Source organism: [Limnothrix rosea] IAM M-220 (assembly GCF_001904615.1).
In the GTDB taxonomy this organism is placed as follows: domain Bacteria; phylum Cyanobacteriota; class Cyanobacteriia; order Cyanobacteriales; family MRBY01; genus MRBY01.
In genome coordinates, this window is sequence record NZ_MRBY01000025.1 from 1 (window position 1) to 19,118 (window position 19,118).

The 19,118-nt window shown below is 44.2% G+C and carries 12 protein-coding genes; 6 read left to right on the forward strand and 6 right to left on the reverse strand.

What is annotated here, in order from left to right; translation table 11 throughout:
- Positions 1 to 181 precede the first annotated feature (181 nt).
- Complete coding sequence (locus NIES208_RS10945) at positions 182 to 1,864, forward strand: DUF3352 domain-containing protein (RefSeq protein WP_075892658.1); 1,683 nt, start codon at positions 182 to 184, stop codon at positions 1,862 to 1,864.
- Positions 1,865 to 1,989: 125 nt separating this feature from the next.
- Entirely contained in the window at positions 1,990 to 4,227 is a 2,238-nt protein-coding gene (locus tag NIES208_RS10950; RefSeq protein ID WP_075892660.1) for a serine/threonine-protein kinase, read from the forward strand.
- Between the two features lie 28 nt (positions 4,228 to 4,255).
- Here the strand turns inward: NIES208_RS10950 and NIES208_RS10955 are convergent, their stop codons facing one another.
- Positions 4,256 to 6,196, reverse strand: a complete 1,941-nt coding sequence (locus tag NIES208_RS10955) for an ABC-F family ATP-binding cassette domain-containing protein (protein ID WP_075892662.1) — start codon at positions 6,194 to 6,196, stop codon at positions 4,256 to 4,258.
- A 186-nt stretch (positions 6,197 to 6,382) separates the two neighbouring features.
- Here NIES208_RS10955 and NIES208_RS10960 point away from each other — a divergent pair, with 186 nt between their 5' ends.
- From NIES208_RS10960 to NIES208_RS18385, 4 genes are all read left to right on the forward strand, one after another.
- Positions 6,383 to 7,225, forward strand: a complete 843-nt coding sequence (locus tag NIES208_RS10960) for an inverse autotransporter beta domain-containing protein (RefSeq protein WP_216349398.1) — start codon at positions 6,383 to 6,385, stop codon at positions 7,223 to 7,225.
- Between the two features lie 110 nt (positions 7,226 to 7,335).
- Positions 7,336 to 9,492 (forward strand): beta strand repeat-containing protein, encoded by a 2,157-nt coding sequence (locus NIES208_RS10965; protein ID WP_075892666.1) that lies wholly within the window; start codon positions 7,336 to 7,338, stop codon positions 9,490 to 9,492.
- A gap of 122 nt (positions 9,493 to 9,614) precedes the next feature.
- Complete coding sequence (locus tag NIES208_RS10970) at positions 9,615 to 10,685, forward strand: TIGR03032 family protein (RefSeq protein WP_075892668.1); 1,071 nt, start codon at positions 9,615 to 9,617, stop codon at positions 10,683 to 10,685.
- Between the two features lie 53 nt (positions 10,686 to 10,738).
- On the forward strand, positions 10,739 to 13,780 hold the full coding sequence (locus tag NIES208_RS18385) for a TIGR03032 family protein (RefSeq protein ID WP_084176605.1): 3,042 nt from the start codon (positions 10,739 to 10,741) through the stop codon (positions 13,778 to 13,780).
- Positions 13,781 to 13,970: 190 nt separating this feature from the next.
- Here NIES208_RS18385 and NIES208_RS19670 read toward each other — a convergent pair whose 3' ends face one another.
- The 5 genes from NIES208_RS19670 to NIES208_RS11005 form a co-directional block, all read right to left on the reverse strand.
- On the reverse strand, positions 13,971 to 14,102 hold the full coding sequence (locus NIES208_RS19670) for a hypothetical protein (RefSeq protein ID WP_282956442.1): 132 nt from the start codon (positions 14,100 to 14,102) through the stop codon (positions 13,971 to 13,973).
- A 6-nt stretch (positions 14,103 to 14,108) separates the two neighbouring features.
- Positions 14,109 to 18,176 carry an Eco57I restriction-modification methylase domain-containing protein gene (locus NIES208_RS10990; protein ID WP_075892670.1) on the reverse strand — a complete coding sequence of 1,356 codons (4,068 nt, stop codon included), beginning with the start codon at positions 18,174 to 18,176 and terminating at the stop codon, positions 14,109 to 14,111.
- A gap of 47 nt (positions 18,177 to 18,223) precedes the next feature.
- Positions 18,224 to 18,592 carry a type II toxin-antitoxin system VapC family toxin gene (locus NIES208_RS10995; protein ID WP_075892672.1) on the reverse strand — a complete coding sequence of 123 codons (369 nt, stop codon included), beginning with the start codon at positions 18,590 to 18,592 and terminating at the stop codon, positions 18,224 to 18,226.
- The gene (locus NIES208_RS11000; protein WP_075892674.1) at positions 18,589 to 18,807 is read right to left on the reverse strand and encodes a hypothetical protein; all 219 of its coding nucleotides are present in this window, start codon (positions 18,805 to 18,807) and stop codon (positions 18,589 to 18,591) included. Before NIES208_RS11000 ends, NIES208_RS10995 begins: the two co-directional genes overlap by 4 nt.
- A 64-nt stretch (positions 18,808 to 18,871) precedes the next feature.
- The gene (locus NIES208_RS11005) at positions 18,872 to 19,099 is read right to left on the reverse strand and encodes a transcriptional regulator (RefSeq protein ID WP_075892676.1); all 228 of its coding nucleotides are present in this window, start codon (positions 19,097 to 19,099) and stop codon (positions 18,872 to 18,874) included.
- Positions 19,100 to 19,118: the final 19 nt, after the last annotated feature.

Here is a 19,118-nt window from a genome sequence, read left to right on the forward strand (position 1 = left end):
TTGGCTTAAGAATTAATCTCCTTGCGGGAATTATCAACTACGGACTTTCCTTGCTTTCTTGATTCATGCAAGAGGTCTAATCTGTGTTTTTCCATGCTTCTCAATTTGAAAAGATAGCGATTAGAGAGAGAGAAGCTCAGGCACAATGGGATAATAATTGCCGTGCGTTTCCGAGTGGCTAATGAAATCCCGTTCTTTTTTCGTTTATCTTGGCCTACTGGCCGTGTTGTTACTGTCCATTGGGACAGCTAGCTGGTATGACATTTTGTCCCAGAGTCCTTTGCCCTGGCTAAAAGGTGGTGTCGCGACGAATCCCGCTGCGGCTTTATTTGTGCCCCGCCAAGCGCCATTGATGTTGTCGATGGTGGTAAATCCTGAAAAATTAGCCGCCTTAGGTTTAGTGCAGACTCCCTACGGTAAACGTCGCGAAACATTGCAAGAACTTCAACAGGCAAAAACGAGCCTGATGAGTGCCACAGGACTGGACTACACAAAACAAATTGAGCCGTGGCTAGGTAATGAAATTAGTTTTGCAGTAACAACGCTCGATGTGGATCGCAACCTTGAAAATGGTGTGACACCGGGGTATCTGTTGGTGGTTGAAGCGCGGGACAAAGAACTGGCCAAAGAATTTCTCCAGCTTGCCTATACTGAACAGGCTTTAGCGCCGGACTCTGGCTTACGTTATGAAACTTACAAGGGTGTAAATCTTGTTATTCCGGATGCAAAGACAAAGCAATTTGCCAGCGCCATTGTTGGGAATTATGTCTTGTTTGCCAGTGAAGGAAAAGTACTCCGTAGTGCGATTAATACGGTGCAAGTGCCTGATCTAAATCTCAGTCATGATCCGCAATATCTTGCAGCCCTCGAAACTATCGACCGTGATCATATTGGTATTGCTGTGGCAAATTTACCAGCCCTCAGTGCTTGGATTGCCAATGATATTAACCCTGAGGAACCAACTTTAAAACAGCGCTTAGCGGTCACTCTAAGTTTGCAAAATCAGGGATTAATTGCGGAGACTGCTCTCATTGGTGACACTGAGCCGGCGCTAAATCGCCCTATCCTAACGGAACCTGTGGAGGCTTTAACTTATGTTCCACCCCAAGCGCTACTTGCCGTCGCCGGGCGTGATCTAAAGCAGTTGTGGACGGATGCAACGACGGGACTAAATCCCCGTAGTCCGCTCTCCCAAATTTTGCAGCAGTCTGTTGTGGCTATCCAAGAGCCTCTAGGGATTGATTTGCCGGCAGATATTTTTGATTGGATTTCTAGTGATTATGCGTTGGCGATCGTTCCCAACTTGGATCGGAAAAATAGTGTGGATTGGCTGTTTGTGGCGGAGCGGGAACCTGAGGTGAATATTGACCCGATTATTGAACATTTTGATGAGCTTGCCCAAGAGAAGGGTTTAAGTGTCGGTAGATTACCGTTAGGCGATCGCCAAGTAACGGCATGGACAGCCATTGATACATCGAACCAAGATGATGACCTAGTCCAGCTCAATGCCCAGGTGCAAGGGGCCCATCTCAGCGTTGAAAATTACGAACTGTTTGCGAGCTCCGTTAAAGCCCTAAGCCGCGCTGTTAATGCGAATAAAAAGCAATCTTTATTAGATAACAAAAACTTTAAAGTGAGTCTACAGCAGCTCCCCAGCGAAAATGGGGGTTATCTTTATGCTGACTGGCGACAGGGCGCTCAACTCTTTAAAACCCAAGTGCCTATCTTGCGCGTTGTTGATTATGTCGCGAAGCCTTTCTTTAACCATCTAAATTCTTTGAGTCTCACCAGCTCTGGCAATACGGAGGATATTCGTCGTTCAACTTTATTCTTTACTTTATCTTCAGATCGTTTAGAAAATTGAGACTGGGAGCAGCTTTTGGAAAAATCACCCTAAGATGAAAATACGGAATCAAATTTAGGTCTGATGAAGTCTACATTAGATAATCTATATTGTTCTGAAACCATCTCGTGCCATCAAAGATCTCCATGACGCTGCCCATTGGACAGACCCTAAACGGACGCTACCGTATTACCCAAGAACTCGCCCGAGGCGGTTTTGGGGCAACTTTCCTCGCGGAAGATTTGTATTTGCCTGAACATCCCCATTGTGTGGTGAAGCAGCTGAAGCCCCAAGTCGATGATCCACAGTCGTTGAAGACTGCGAGGCGCTTGTTTGAGACGGAAGCGCAAATTTTGCATGAGCTGGGAAAGCATGAGCAAATTCCCCAGTTGTTTGCTTATTTTGAGGAGTCGCAGGAGTTTTATCTTGTTCAGGATTATATTGAGGGTCAAAGTTTACGGGATGAAATCCGCCAGCAGGGAAAGCTTTCTCAGGGGCAGGTGATTGCGATTCTTCGGGAAATCCTAGAGCTTTTGGTTTTTGTCCATGGTAATCAGGTGATTCACCGTGATTTAAATCCGAGTAATCTGATTCGTCGCACTGGCGATCGCCGCCTATGTTTGATTGATTTCGGGGCGGTAAAGAGGGTCACAACGCAGTTTCAACAGGCCACGGGTCGCGCGACGGTGGCGATCGGTACACAGGGTTATATTCCCAGCGAACAAGCCCAAGGTCGGCCACAATTTGGTAGTGATATCTATGCGGCAGGCATGATTGCCATTGAAGCCCTCACGGGTCAATTTCCCCATACCCTTGGCACGGATCCCCGCACTGCGGAACTGATTTGGCGAGATTTAGTTGATATTGATAAGTCTTTTGCTGATGTGATCGACAAGATGGTACGCCACGATTTCCGGGAGCGTTATTTTTCGGCGGAAGCTGTCCTTGCTGCCCTTGATGGGATGACAGCGCCTCAAACGTCTAATACGGTTGTTCTTGGTAAAGCTGCACCGCTAACCGAAGAGGTTAGTACAGAAGCTATCGCGACTTCTTCGTTTTACACACAGGTTCCCCAATCTTCAGATCTAACCTTTGGCCTCAATCCGAAGGATCGTGGTGCCATAGCTGTGGTTATTGGTTTAGGTGTCGCTGCTGTTGTTGGTGTGGGGGTTAGTTTAAATCTCGGTTGGCAGTGGTGGTCTGGCCGTCAGGCAACCCTAGAGCAATTTGAACAGGGTCAACTGTACCAGGAGCTAGGGGAGCCGGAAAATGCCCTTACTAGCTATCAGGATGTACTGGATCAAAATGCCCAGCACCGGGGGGCACTCTTGGGTAAGGCTCAAATTTTGCAACAATTGCAGCGGTACGATGAAGCTCTTGCTACTTATGATCAGCTTCTACAGGTGGATCCGAATGCTTGGGAAGCTTGGTGGGGGCGGGGCAAAATCTTGAGCGATCGCCAACAATATGATCAAGCGATCGCCTCCCTCAACAAAGCAATTCAAATTAATAGTAATAGCCTCGAAATTTGGCAAGCTAAAGCTCAAATTCATCTGGCACAGGATGATCAAACTAATGCCCTTAGCAGCTTAGAAATTATCCTTAAACTCGATAGCCGCCAAGCTTGGGCTTGGTATGAAAAGGGCTGGATTCACCACAAGCGTGAGGAATATAACGAGGCGATCGCCGCCTATGATCGTGCCCTGCGGATCAATAATGCCGACCCAAATATTTGGTATCAGAAGGGTAATAGCTACTTCAAGCTCGCAAATTATCAAGAATCAAAAAATGCCTATGCCCGTGTCGTACGGCTCAAGCCAGACCATGCCCCCGCCTGGTATAGTCTCGGCATTTCCCACGAAAATCTCAAACAATATCGCGATGCCCAAGATGCCTTTGCGAAAGTTATTGAGCTAGAGCCGAGTAATGATCGAGCTTGGTATCACCTCGCTTGGAATGCCCAGAGAGCTGATGATAAATCCACGGCGATCGCCGCCTACCGTCGGACTGTCGAGCTCAAGGGTAACGACCACACAAGCTGGCTAAATCTGGCTAATTTACTCTACGAATCAAAAGATTATCCCCAAGCAATCTCAGCCTATGACCGCGCCCTTGGCCTCAAACCCCAAGATGGTGACAGTTGGGAGCTCAAGGGTAATGCCCATCTCACCCTCGATCAATATGCCGAGGCGATCGCCGCCTACGATCAAGCCCTCCAATACAAACCCGAAGACGAAAATATCCGAGCAAATCGCGAACAGGCTCAAAAAGAGCTAGATCGACGTAATATTCGAGAAAAGATTCAAGAAGAAGTTCAGGAAGGACTAGAAGAAACAGTAGAAGATATCGAAGCGGGATTGGGTCGTCTTTTTCCTTGGTTGTAGTCGTTGGGGTTGACTGGCGATCGCCGCTTTAGTGATCAAGTTCAGCCAGCTCTAACCAACGCTCCGTTTTCGTTTCAATTTCCTGATTGAGTTGGGTCAAAGCGTCAGAGAGACTTTGTAGTTTTTCATAGTCGCCATCTGCCTGCTGACAAAGTTGCGCTTCGAGGGCGGCTTTTTTCTTTTCTAGCTCAGGAATAACCCTCATTTCGAGGCGCTCTAATTCTTTGCGTTGGTAGTTAGACAAGCGATTTGGGACAGATTTGGGCTTTTGGTAGGTTTTTGCTTTGGTTTTCGTGGGCGCTTTAGTCGGTGTTGCCTTTACTTGGGCAGCTTCTTGCTCCGCTTTTTTTGCCTCTTCTATTTTTTTATAGTCAAGGTAAACCGAGTAGTTGCCGGGATACTGGCGTAATGTACCCTGCCCTTCCAACGAAAAAATTGTATGTACAGTGCGGTCAAGGAAATAACGGTCGTGGGCAACAATGACAACGCAACCATTAAAATCCTCTAGATAGTCTTCGAGAATGGATAGGGTCTGGACATCAAGATCATTGGTCGGCTCGTCAAGGATCAAGAGGTTTGGCGCGGCCATGAGGATTTTGAGTAAAAATAAGCGGCGTTTTTCACCACCAGAAAGTTTGTGGATCGGGGCATATTGTTGATCGGGGGGAAAGAGAAATCGCTCTAACATTTGTGATGCTGAAATTTGTGTGCCATCGGCTGTTTCAACGTAGGTCGCCACGTCTTTGATGTATTCGATGACCCGTTGTTGCTGCGTTTTTTCGTCGAGGTCATCGGAATGTTGGTCAAAATAGCCAATATGAATCGTGCTCCCAATATCGACTGTGCCGGAGTCGGGCTCGATGCGTTGGGTAATGAGATTTAGAAATGTAGATTTGCCTGCGCCATTGCCGCCAATGATACCGATACGATCGCCGGGATTAAACTCGTAGGTAAAGTTTTTAATAATTAGGCGATCGCCGTAGGATTTAGCAAGATTTTCCACTTCGATCACCTTTTTGCCGATGCGTCTGCCGGGTGTATCGATTTCAACCTTACCTTGCGCCTCTTTAAAAACCTTGTCTTTCATGTCATGGATGCGGTCAATGCGGGCTTTTTGTTTTGTGGCTCTCGCTTGGGGGCCCCGCTTTAACCATTCCAACTCCCGTCGCAATACCCCTTTATGTTTTTGTTGGCTACTGATGGCTGCTTCTTCGGCGAGGGCTTTTTTTTCTAAATAATAGGAATAGTTGCCGGAGTAGGCATAGAGGTCACCGCGGTCAATTTCGAGGATACGATTGGTGACTTGATCGAGAAAATAACGGTCGTGGGTAATCAGTAATATTGCCCCGGAATAGTTATTGAGATAGCTCTGCAACCATTCCACAGAGTCGGCATCAAGGTGGTTTGTCGGCTCATCCATCAGCAGCAAATCGGGTTCTGACAAAAGCGCTGCCGCTAGGGCAATGCGTTTACGATAGCCACCGGAAAGACTCCCGACCTTCACTTCCAAATCGGTAATGCCGAGTTTACTTAAAATAATTTTGGCATTGGTCTCCATTTCCCACGCATTGAGCGCGTCCATTTTGGCGGTAATTTCCGATAGCTTGCCCATCAGGCTATTTAGCTCATCCCCCTCGGCGATCGCCATCCGATGGGAGAGGTCTTCATAATCCCGTACCCATTTCATTTGCTCACTACAATCAGCAAAAACTTGGTCGAGTACCGTATTCTCTGGGTCAATCTCAGGTTGCTGAGGGAGATAAACGATCCTTGCACCAGACCGTACCAACCGTTTGCCACTATCAATCGGTTCGATGCCAGCGATCATTTTGAGTAATGTCGATTTGCCGCCACCATTCACGCCAATTAACCCGACCTTTTCAGTGTCATCAACACTAAAGTTCCCCTCTCGCAGGATCTCTTTAATCCCAAAATCTTTTGAGACGGATTGTAGGGTGATGATACTCATGGGTTTGCCGGAAAATTTGACTTCCAATACCTTAACCGAATTAGCTCCTGTGAGAATAAGGAGAGGCGATCGCCCCCGAACTCAGAGAAAATTAAAGACTAGACAAAGATCGCCTCAAATTGCTTTCATACAAGAATTTATGCGATATGATGCCGCTAGACTTAGTAATATATCTCACGCCTCTTGGTGACCTTCGAACAAATGACTCAGAAATACAGCATTATCGGTGCCGCTTGTACAACATTGTTGGTTACCGCAATGCCAGCCTTAGCCCAGACTTCTGATACACCGGAAGTTATGGAAGATACCATGATGATGGAAGACGCTGAGGCGATGGAAGATTTCGAACCCCTTGATAAAGATGTCTCCACTGAAGCTGCGGATCTCAAGATTCGACCTAGGTTTGCCGTTAAACGAACAACCGATGTTAATGGCGCTGAAGGCCTAAACTACGTCGGTGGTTTTCTACCTGTTTTTCAACAAGGCGGGTTTGATAATTTCAAAATATTTTTCTTCGACGGCGGTGTTTCTGTCGATGACGATGGTGAATTTGGCGGTAATCTCCTCTTTGGTTATCGCTCACTAAGCGAAGCAAATCGTATTTTCGGCAGTTATCTCGGTCTCGATGTCCGTGGCACAGAAGAAGAAAATAGCTTTAGTCAATTTACCTTTGGCGCAGAGTCCCTCGGCGAAACCTTTGATGCCCGCGCCAATGTCTTTCTATCCCTCAGCGATCGTGAAGCAATTACACCGGAGACTGCCAACAATTTCAGATTCACTGGCAATAGGCTGCTTTTCGACACGAGCCAAAGATTTCAAGCTGCGGCATCAGGTCTCGACTTTGAAGTTGGCTCCAAACTAACGGACTGGCGACGGGGTGACTTGAGAGCCTATGCAGGTCTTTACTATTACGACATCGATGGTGGCGAAGATTCCATTGGCTGGCGTACCCGTTTAGTGGCTCGTCCCATTCCCTCGGTTAATGTGGGTCTGACGCTACAGGACGATGATATTTTGGCACACAGCTAAGCTTCTCTGTTGGGGCATTATTCCCCAGATCAAGCTCTTCTAGCGCACTTGCTTCTTCAGCGTACGAAGAAGGTTACAACCCGATAATTGACCGCCTGTCGGGTAGATTCGTGAAAAATTCTACAGTCATCGTCGATAATTACACAGACCAAACTGGCGATGGAGTCATCGCAACGAACCCTGAAACTGGCAATGACTGGTTCTTTTCTTTTGCAGATCTGAGCGGGAACAGTAATGGTACTTTTGAATCGCCTTTCCCCACATTCCAGCAGGCACTTGATGAGGCTGGCAGCTTTCCGAATGATGGTATTGCCTATGTTCTAAACGGTGGTACTTTTGATGCCGCCGGTGGTTTGACGATTCCGGAGGGTGTGATTTTTATGTCCGACGGTGTGGCGCAAGTCTTACCAGTTGGCAATCTACCCGCAGCGAGTGGAACCAATGTCATTCTCCCGGACTCTGGCACAGGCAATCTACCAACTATCGAAAATTCTGAACTGATAGTCTTTAACCCTGATACGACAATTGATGGTTTTGACCTTAACGGTGGACTATTTATTGAGGATGTTGGTGGCAATATCACTATTGCAGACAATATTGTTGACGATACTGTTGTTATCAATCTCCATAACCTTGACGATGGAGAAACAATAACCATTATTGACAACACCATAGAGTCAGATGAAGACGGCATTTATATTCATGTCTATAATGCTTCTGTTGAAGAGGTCATCATTAGTGGCAATGAAATTGAGTCTGGAGATGACGGTATTGAAGTTGAGGTTAATGCTTTTTCCTCTACTGGTGACATCTTGATCAGCGGTAATACTATTGATGCAAATTATGATGGTATTAATCTAACTGTAGATTATGTGTCTAGTACTGGCGATATTACTATAAGCGACAATAGTATTACCTCTGATTATTTTGGCCTTAATGCAGCAGTTCTTCGCGGTAGTGCTAGTGGAGATATCAGCATCAGCGGTAATACTATTGATGCAAATTATGATGGTGTAAACCTGAGGATTGCTAGGGAATCTGACAGCGGCAATCTCACTATAAGCGACAATAGTATTACCTCTGATTATTCTGGCATTAACCTGAGGATTGCCAATGAATCTGACAGCGGTGATATTACTGTAATTAGTAATACTATCGACGCAGATGATTCTGGCATTAACCTGAGGATTGCTAATGAATCTGACAGCGAAAATCTCACTATAAGCGGTAATACTATTACTTCTGATTCCTCTGGCATTAATGCAGTAGTCTTCCGCGGTAGTGCTAGTGGAGATATCAGCATCAGCGGTAATACTATTGATGCAAATTACGATGGTGTAAACCTGAGGATTGCTAGGGAATCTGACAGCGGCAATCTCACTATAAGCGACAATAGTATTACCTCTGATTATTCTGGCATTAACCTGAGGATTGCCAATGAATCTGACAGCGGTGATATTACTGTAATTAGTAATACTATCGACGCAGATAATTCTGGCATTAACCTGAGGATTGCTAATGAATCTGACAGCGAAAATCTCACTATAAGCGGTAATACTATTACTTCTGATTCCTCTGGCATTAACCTGAGGATTGCTAATGAATCTGACAGCGAAAATCTCACCATAAGCGGTAATACTATTACTTCTGATTCCTCTGGCATTAATGCAGTAGTCTTCCGCGGTAGTGCTAGTGGAGATATCAGCATCAGCGGTAATACTATTGATGCAAATTACGATGGTGTAAACCTGAGGATTGCTAGTGAATCTGACAGCGGCAATCTCACTATAAGCGACAATAGTATTACCTCTGATCATTTTGGCATTAACCTGAGGATTGTTAATGAATCTGACAGCGAAAATCTCACCATAAGCGGTAATACTATTACTTCTGATTCCTCTGGCATTTATACGGCAGTTCGTGGCGGTAGTGCTAGTGGAGATATCAGCATCAGCGACAACACCGTCACTGATGCCGACGAAAAAGGTATCGATGTAAACATCTTTGTGGGTGGTGAAGCGACTGGGGTAGTGAGCATTATTGGCAATGAAGTCAATTCAGACGAAACTGGAATTGAACTCTATAACGATGGTGGATATGGGGTCTGTGCAGTTATTTCTGGTAACACGGTTACGGATCCAAGTGGAGGGGACTTCCAATATCTTTTGGATGGCAGCGATAACATCTATCTAGATGGTGCATTACCAACTGGGAATGTTTCAATTGGTGGCAATGTTACGGCGAATACGGCTTGTGCTCCGTCATAAAGTTTGAAATTATAGCGGCGAAAATACTCTCATAGAATATTAAAAAGATGGATGGTTAAACTCGTTTTCTCCATTCATTTTTTTATACTTAACTTAAATGAGTCGAACACTGCTCAAATAATATGAAAATTAAGAGTTCTGGTTCTTTTCTTGAAATTTTACAGAAAACCAATATGTCTTTGCTTGTGTCTACTTATCAGGCTGGGAAATTGATGTTTTTTCGCAACCAAGGAAATACGCTGAACAGTCACTTCCGAACATTTCGTAAAGCAATGGGGGTCGCTGCCAATAAAACCAGACTCGCGGTTGGCACGTTGAATCACATTAAAGAGTTTTATAATATGCCGGCGATCGCCCCGAAATTAGAGGGGGGCAAACATGATGCCTGTTATCTACTCCGAAATACCCACGTGACAGGAAATATTGATATCCATGAAATGGACTGGGCGGGCGATGAACTGTGGTTTGTGAATACTAAGTTTTCTTGTTTATGTACTTTAGATGATGAACATAGTTTTGTGCCCCGCTGGCGACCGCATTTTATTACGGGCTACGCACCAGAAGATCGTTGTCATTTAAATGGGTTGGCGATCGTGGATGATAAACCCAAATATGTCACTTCATTGGGCGTGGGTGATACTCTCCAAGCATGGCGGGAAAATAAACGCGATGGCGGTGTGATTATGGATGTGGAAAATAATGAATTTGTCATTCGAGGGTTAAGTATGCCCCATTCTCCCCGTTGGTATCGTGGGAAATTGTGGGTTTTAGAATCAGGCAGAGGGAGTCTTGCAACGGTGGATCTCGATACTGGCAAACTGGAAACCGTAGCTCAAGTGCCGGGCTTTACGAGGGGGATTGATTTCTATCGAAATTTAGCTTTTATTGGCCTTTCAAAACTGCGGTGTAAAAGTGAATCTGACCGTGCAATTTTTAGTGATATTCCCCTTACAGATGAATTTGACGAGCGGACTTGTGGTGTGTGGGTGGTTGATATTGAACGCGGTGAAACGGTCGCTAATGTAATCTTTGAAGATCTTATTGAAGAGATTTTTGCGGTTAAAGTTCTAGCGGGAGCAAAATATCCTGAAATTGTTGATATTATCGAACCACAACTATCATCCCACCTTGGCACATCGTTTGCTTTAGAGGACAATGCGCTTGCACAGGTGCCCACTACAATTAAACTTTAAAATTTATGGTCATCAAGAATTAATTAAAGCTGATTTATTTCAGGTGTGAATTTATGAAATTAAAGTCTGAGTTTTATAAGCTACCTCTACATTTTGATGTGGAAAAACTTCAAGCAGAAGTTGCTCAATTTACGGAAAATGATTGGCAGCCCCACCCACAAAATTTTGCCGGAAATTCAGCTTTACTTTTGGTGGCAGTCGATGGCGACCCCACGAATGATGCCCTCAAAGGGGTAATGGAACCAACACCCCATCTAAAAAAATGTCCCTATTTACAGCAGGTATTAGCGAGTTTTCAAACGGTGATTGGTCGTACTCGTTTAATGCGTTTGGATTCGTCAGCTCAGGTCTCTGCTCACACTGATGCTCACTATTATTGGCAACAAAGGGTTCGTGTTCATGTCCCTATTCAAACTTACCCTGAAGTTGAGTTTATTTGTGGCGATCGCCGGGTAAATATGGCAGCGGGAGAAACTTGGATTTTTGATACGTCGAAAATGCATAATGTTATTAATCCGACTCCAAATACCAGAATACATTTAGTTTCAGATACTGTCGGCACAGCAGACTTTTGGAATTTAGTTGAAAAGGCTAAAAATACCGAAGAATTAGAGGAGAATAAAGAAACTTTTCAAGGGGATTTTATTGGTTTTAATCCTGCTCAAAAATCTAATTTAATTACAGAAAATGTTAATGCACCGATTGTCATGTCTCCGTGGGAGCAGAAGCATCTTGTTAATTTATTTTGGGAAAGCTTTTGGGAAATGGATAATTCTGATTTGGCAGATGTAGATCATCTAGAAAAGACGATTAATAATTTCCAAAATGAATGGATGGGTCTATGGTCTCAATATGGTACGAGCAAGGTCGGTATTTCTGCTTATCAAGCAGCCTTAAATAAGCTCGAACATCAACTAAAACAATTTAAAGGCAGCAACCTAAAACTCCACAATGGTATTGGTATTCTTTCGACCCTAAAGCAGCTGTTAATATTGCCTGCGCTGAACTTTGATATTGCCACCCAGACTTTAGATGCTATCGAGCAAACGTCCCAAGCGAAAAGTGTATTTACCTTCGCACAATCCCTTGATGCACTCACTCAAGAAACCCAGTCTATTGCAGGGGGCGATCGCCATTTTGATCGACCAATTTTTATTATTGCAGCCCCTAGATCTGGTAGTACATTTCTCTTTGAAACCCTAAGGCGATCGCCTTCTTTACTGACTATTGGCGATGAAAGCCATGGTGTTTTTGAGTCGATTCCAGACCTAAAGCCCGCTAATCGTAACTATGCCTCCAATGAACTGACTGAAGCTGATGTCACGCCAGAAATTGCAGCACAAATTAAACAAAACTTTTTAGAGAAATTAGAAGATTTTCGTGGTGAAAAACTGAAGACACCACCAAGCCGCTTCCGATTCCTAGAAAAAACCCCAAAAAACGCGTTGCGAATTCCTTTTTTACAGGCAATTTTTCCTGATGCACGCTTTATTTATCTCTACCGCGAACCAAAAAATAATATCAGCAGCATCATTGAAGCTTGGAAGTCTGGACGCTTTGTAACCTATCGAGATTTGCCCGGTTGGACAGGAAAGCCTTGGTCTTTACTTCTCATTCCAAAATGGCAGCGGCTCAAGAAAAAATCTGTACCTAAAATCGCGACAACTCAGTGGGAAACAACCCACAATATTATTCTCAAAGACTTAAAAAATATTCCCAAGAATCGGCTATGTGGAGTCAATTATGATGACTTAGTTCAAAATCCTCAGCGAGAGATTCAACGGTTATGTGACTTTGCAGAAATTGACTGGGAAGTTGATCTTAATCAAGAACAATTGCCCCTTTCAAAATTTACAGTTACTCCCCCCGACCCAAATAAATGGAAAAAGAATGCTGCGGCTCTAAGGACTTTCTTGCCGAAAGTTCAACCGACTGCAAATAAAGTTTCCCAGTTTATTAAGTCCATTTCAGAGGTTAGTTCCAAAAGTACGGCGATCGCCTCCAACATTGCCACTCCAGCAGAGAAGATGACCTCTCCTAAAACAGAAAATTCGGCAGTACCGGAAGAGAAAACCCATGAACCGCCTGCCGTTGTTAGCTGTTCTGACTCGAGTATTTTTGCTGAGTTGTTACGTCAATTGAACTGTTCGGTGGTGATTACAGCCCCTTCAGATGATCAGATCATTAGCCTTTGTAGCGTCGATGGACATCTGCATAGTCATAGCCGAAATTTTGCGAAACCCGGAGCTTTTTGGGCTGATCGTGCCCGACTTGATTTGGTGACACAATATCAGCTGAGTCATTTTCGGAATATGGCAGCTGTGGCGAAAAAGCTGGAACCCCAAGGAACCTATGATGCTTGCTATCTACACCGTAAAGGTCATGTTATTGGAGAACTTTTTGTCGAGGATTTAGGCTACGCTCAGGGTCAAGTGTGGGGCGTGAGTAGTCGTTTTTCTTGTTTATTTACCATTGATGCGCCCTATAGTTTTGTACCGCGCTGGAAACCGGCTTTTCTTAAAACCTTAGCTCCCAATGATGCTTGTCATCTAAACGGTCTGGCGATCGCCGATGATGTGCCAAAATATGTAACGGCTTTAAGCGCAACTTCCACACCCCAAGGCTGGCGACAAACTGCCCTTGATCAAGGTGTATTAATCGATGTGGACAGTAACGAAATTATCGCTGGTAATTTGAAATCGCCCACTGCACCGCGCTGGTACCAAGACAAATTGTGGCTACTAGAATCCACAACCGGCCACTTTTCCGTCGTCGATCTAAACTCTGGGAACTTAGAACAAATTACGCAAATTCCCGGCTTTTCGAGAAGTCTGACATTTATGGGTGACTATGCTTTTATTGCAGTCGATAACTTACCGACAGAATTTGAAGGTCAAGCCGGTGTTTGGGTGGTTGATTTAAAGGCTGGCAGCATTGCAGCCCATTCTATATTTCAAGATATTGAGCGTTGCCATGGCATACAGGTTTTGCCAAAGACCATGCGCCCCGATATTACAAACTTTGAGGAGGTTTTGATTGGGTCTTCCTATGCCCTATCTCAAGCTGCGTTAAAGGAAGTTGCCATGGCTAAGTAACGTCAGTTATGAATAAGAATGTAGCCAAAATTCTCTAGAGAAAAGGAGACACGGAGAGGGAGAGACACGGAGAAGCAGCGAAAATTTGCATTTTTTGAAAGCTAGGATTGTTTGCATAGAAATATCTCCCGATCTCTCGCTCTCCCATTCACCGCGTCGTACTTTCGAGCATGATTAAGCAAAACTCACGTTAAATACTGTTTTTATAAATGCTGCACCATGTCTGGGAGCGGAGGATAAATGGGGCTTGTGTCGGTACATCTTCTACGAGATTACTGGGAATCTGGATGCTAAATTTTCCTCGAACTGTCTCAAATTTCATGGTCGTCTACTGCCACCGCGCTTTACAGTAGTTGGCAATTTCTGTCGGGTCGGTGAGTTTGCTGGTTTGGCGACCGCTACGAATAAAAAAGGTGTTGGTCTTCTGGTTTTTGGCTTGGTCTAGATAATTAAAGGTGACTTGATGAGATGAGGGTTTGACTTTAATGCAACAGATGGTTTTGCCTTGAATTGTGTGGAAGCTGAGGTCGATAAATGGGGAAATATCTTTACCGAGTTCGGAAAATATTAGGCTGTTTTCTAGGTACAAGCCGTAGGCATCCTGTTTGTTGTCTTTTTGTTTGATGCTTTTGTCTTGGTAGTCGTAGTCTTCTAAGCCCAAGATATTGCCGTCGTCTTCTACGCCGATGAGTAATGTGCCGCCGTCGTAGGAATTTAAGAATCCGGCTACTGCTTTGAGAATGTCGTGGCAGCGGAATTTTTTGCAGCTAAAGTCCTCGGTCTTCATGTCGTAGAAAGCGGTGGACTTAAATTCGAGGGTTTTGTTTTCGCCAGACATGATCAGGGCAACGATTTCGGGGTCATCGGCGAGATCTTGGAAGGCTTTGAGGGCGGCTTGTTTCGTTTCTTCGGCAACGATGGGAAAGGTGCTGAGGATATGGGTGAATTCTTTCTCGGTGAGGCCATAGAGGTGGGCAATGATGCCATCAAGTTCGGCGCGGAGTTTGCCTCGTTCTGCTTCGTCGGTTACGCCATAACGAGATGTGTTTAGATCCCCGACTTCTTCGAGAAGTCGGGGATCTGGGGTCAAACCAACTTCGGCGGCAAGGTCATCAAATTCTGGGGTCGTGCAAATTAGCTTGGCGGCTCTCTCTACTATCTCATCAAACCATTGATCCCCTTTTTGTAAGCGGGGAATAGTTAAACCATACATAAAATGCATATCACAATGGTTTGTCACCCTTTGCCGAATTTGATAATCAACAATCAAGGAATTTAAAAAGGAAGTTATACAAAGAGAGATGCGATAATCCATTCTCTTTTTCGCAGGTTGTGCTGTATCTCCACAAAAAGTTTTTTCAGGCAAAATACAAGCAATTAGAGTTCTTTCGTTTGTTCCAGAAGAAATTCTACGATGTACTAATCGATAATTTTGATAGTCTAAAGTTTGACCGCTATCAGTTCCTTTCTTTCCAATAATCGCTTGACGACCCTCTTTTTCATCTACCCAATAACGTGGCTCTGCAAATTGATGGGTAAATTGATGAATCATCTTGCCTTCATAGAGCGGTAAACATCCGGCGGCTGGCTCAGTTTTAAATAAATAGCTATGATTTGTCATGTCAAACTCACGGTTAAGCTTTAAATTCCATTTCCCTTCAATCTGTTCACCAAGCAACGGAAAATGCGTCATTTTCTCGGCAATGGAAATATCGATCGGTTGCTTAAACTCCATCACAGAAAGAGAATCCGGCGATAGCTTCCGCACTAAATCAGTAGAGATTTTCAAATGTAAATCATCATCCTTAAGAAAATGATTTAACTCCTCTTTTCTAACTGCTTCCCTTGGATTAATACGAAAAACAGCATTGAAGTCTTTTGTCTTCTTACCTTTTTCAAAACTTAGTAAAGCAAATTTGAAAGCATGGTGAACACCTTCAAAAATAAATTTTTCGTTGGAAAGTCCATAGAGGTTGTCAATGTCAGACTGAGAAAATAACATTTCTCTCAACTGTTTACTTCCTAAATCTGTATAAATCCCTGAAGGAATAATAATGCCGCAATAACCTTTGCCTTGTAGCAATTGAAAACATCTTTCTAAAAATAACTTGTATAGATTGATGTCAGTTCCTTGTTTGCGACCATTTACCCGTGAAATTTGATTTGGATAATCTTCAGAAGATCGATAATAATTACTGACATAAGGAAACTGACTCTGATATTCACACCATGCTTTAGCAATTTCAGGGTTTTCAAGAAGCTTTTTTTCTATCTTTTTAAACTCCTTAATACTCATTTTCTTTTTTCGCACTTCATCACTGTATTTAGCGAAAAATTCCTTGGCATTAGGCTTAAAAATCTCCCATGGCGGATTCGCAATAATCGCATCAAACCCACCCCGTTCAAACACTTTATCGAAGTGATACCCCCAATGGAACGGCTCCAGCGCCTCAATATCCCCGATATTTAAAAGCCGTTTTTTCGTCTTCTTTGTATTAAGCTGCGCCTCCTCAAACCTTATGCCGAGCTTCGTACTAAACTCATCGAGCAAAAGCTGATTTAACTTCCCTTGAGATTCAGCATTGAGCTTGTCGATATGATTTCGCAACGCCAACACACTCTGATCCTGCGATCGTTCATCCGCACTCCGTGAATCATCCGACAGAAAAGAGTGCTTTTTATAGAGGTCAATACTCTTATTTTTATCCTCTAGGATGCGCTGATATTCCGAAGCCGCCAGAGCATTTAAAAGATTCCCTTGGATAACCGTCTGCCCAATGAGATTAAGCTGAGTCGGATCAACCCCAGTGCCACCAGTTTGCGAACTACCAAGACTATCAAAAGCATTGCCATCCACTCGGATCAAACCGATGAGCGAATTACCCGCCATGATATTAAAATCCACATTCGGCAAAGGCTCCAGATCTTCCACCCTATCCACCGAAGACACCAGCGAGAGGAAGAGCCGCAATTTCGCAATTTCCGTCGCCTCCTCCATGATGTCCACTCCATAGAGATTGTCCGTAATGATGCGCTTTTTGATGTAATAATCCAGCGAACTGTGGGCTTGTTGCATCTCCTCAAACCAAGCCTTTAGCTCCCCATCATTAGAGAGCGTCACCTTCCCGATAATAGTCTGATAGATCGGGATTAAAGTTTTCATCGCCGCCACCAAAAATGCCCCCGACCCACAAGCCGGATCAAGCAGCGTCAATGTGGGCAAAATCTTTTTGAGCAGTAGATGACAAAGCTCATTATTCAGATTGCTTTTTAACGCCTCAATATCCTTGAAATCCTTACCTGTCGCTTTATTGACCTTATCGACAATCACCTTGTTGATGGTGCGATCGCACAAGTATTCCGTAATTTCAGGGCGGGTGTAATAAGCTCCAAATTCCTTTTGGTTAATGTACTTCTCGAAGATATAGCCCAACACATCGGGGTTGATTTCGTTGCTTTCTTTCTCTGCATCGGGGCGATCGTTCAAGTGCCAAGAATAGGACGAAAATAGTTTCAGGACATCCTCAAAAGCCTTATCGCTGATGGAAATTTGAGAATACTTTTGCTCGATGGAATGCTTGAGAAATAAACCCCCATTGAGATAACAGATTTTCCCTAATCGCTGTCTAATTTTTTCCGCCCGATCGCCCTCCGGTTTCGCAAACCCCTCGAAAAATAGATCTGTCAAAAAGCTATAGAACGGTTCTCCTTGTTTTTGACAATCCTTTAGGCGATCGTCCAGATAGTCTGGATTCTCATTGTCCAGAAAATACCGCTTCTGGAGGAAATAAACGAACATTAAACGGTTTAGCACCACCGACGCATACCAACGGCGATCATTCTCATTTTCAATCCCGACAATTTCCAGACAAAAATTCTGATGTAACCCCTCAAAATCTTGGAAAAACTGCTTCGTGACTTGCTCAATATTGAAGCCTTTGCCCACCTTCTCAACAGCTTTTACGAGAGTCGCCTCATCTTCCTCGTCAATACTAAAAAATAACGGCTCTAGTTTCTGAATAATCCCTTCCGTCGACTGCGTCCTTTTGTGACCATGAAAAATCGGTTTACGCTTTCTGCCCTCTTTTTTTACCCACATCCACACCTGTTCTGTTTGCGCCTGATCGCAAAAAATCAATAAGTGTGACTGGGAATACTCCCTGAGCTGTCGATCTAGACTGCGCTGTACTTTCTTCGTTGGGATTTTTTCGCACCAACATTGATAAATCGTAAAGCCGCGCTTGTGGGCGATCGCCTCCGCCTCAAACTCATCCTCATCCACCTCTAAAGGAACCGCCACCTCATCCACAAGATCCCAGCCCAACTCTTCGATAAACAGAGATTCAAAATCAAAGTCTCTGAGATATTTTTCAGTACGCTTGCGGTTCAGTTTCATAGAAAATCCCCCTAGGGTGCAATTAAATCAAGACTCGGAAAATAGGTTTAGTAACGCTTATTATCACGGCTCAACAAACGATAATCTGCGGTCAAGGCGTGCGCCCCAATATAAAAATCTGGCAGCGGCGATCGCCCTTTGCCCCCACTGCGGCGATATTTCAGAAAAGCTTTCCCTGCTAAAAATGCCGCCCCATAGGGCAAGGCTTCCCGCCGAAAAGACACGGGGGCGATCGCTTCTTCTAGCTCAGTGACTGTCTCAAAACCAACAGATATTTCTGCGTAAATAATTGGATTAATGACCAACTCCGATTCATCCGCACATCGAGCTAACTGCTCAGATGACCAAGACAACCATTGTGGATCACGCATAAACAGATCCAACAGCACATTACTATCCACCAAAACAGGCTTCATTCCTCTCCCCTTGTCAACGCCATAATTTCATCAGTAGTCATATCGCATTGCATCTGACCTCGTACTTGCTCGATATAAGCCATTCCTTCACTCGGTTTCTCTAGGGTTATTACGGGATAACGCTTCTGCAAAGTAACAATGAAACTTTTTAACTCCTCCAAAGCTGGTGTTAGTAAACCTTGGAGCATTTCGAAAATTTGCGTAGCAGTCGTCATGGTTTTAATCCTAGAACTTAGCTTTTTGCAAGACTGATTTGGTTGACTTTGCGTAGAATGTGTTTCATTCTTCACCTCTGGTCATCTGCATAATCTCATCTGTTGTTAAACCACTGGTTCCCTTCCCCACCATTGCCGCGACCATTGCCTCCCCTCTACTCAAAGCTTGAGGATTTCTAACAGATCGTTGATATCGCCAACTGACAAAATCGAGAAAAACTTTAACCTCATCTAAAGCCTCTTCCGGTAAACTCTCCAGCATCTCGATAATCTTCGTTTGGGTTGCGTTCATTGATCTATTCTCCATTAAG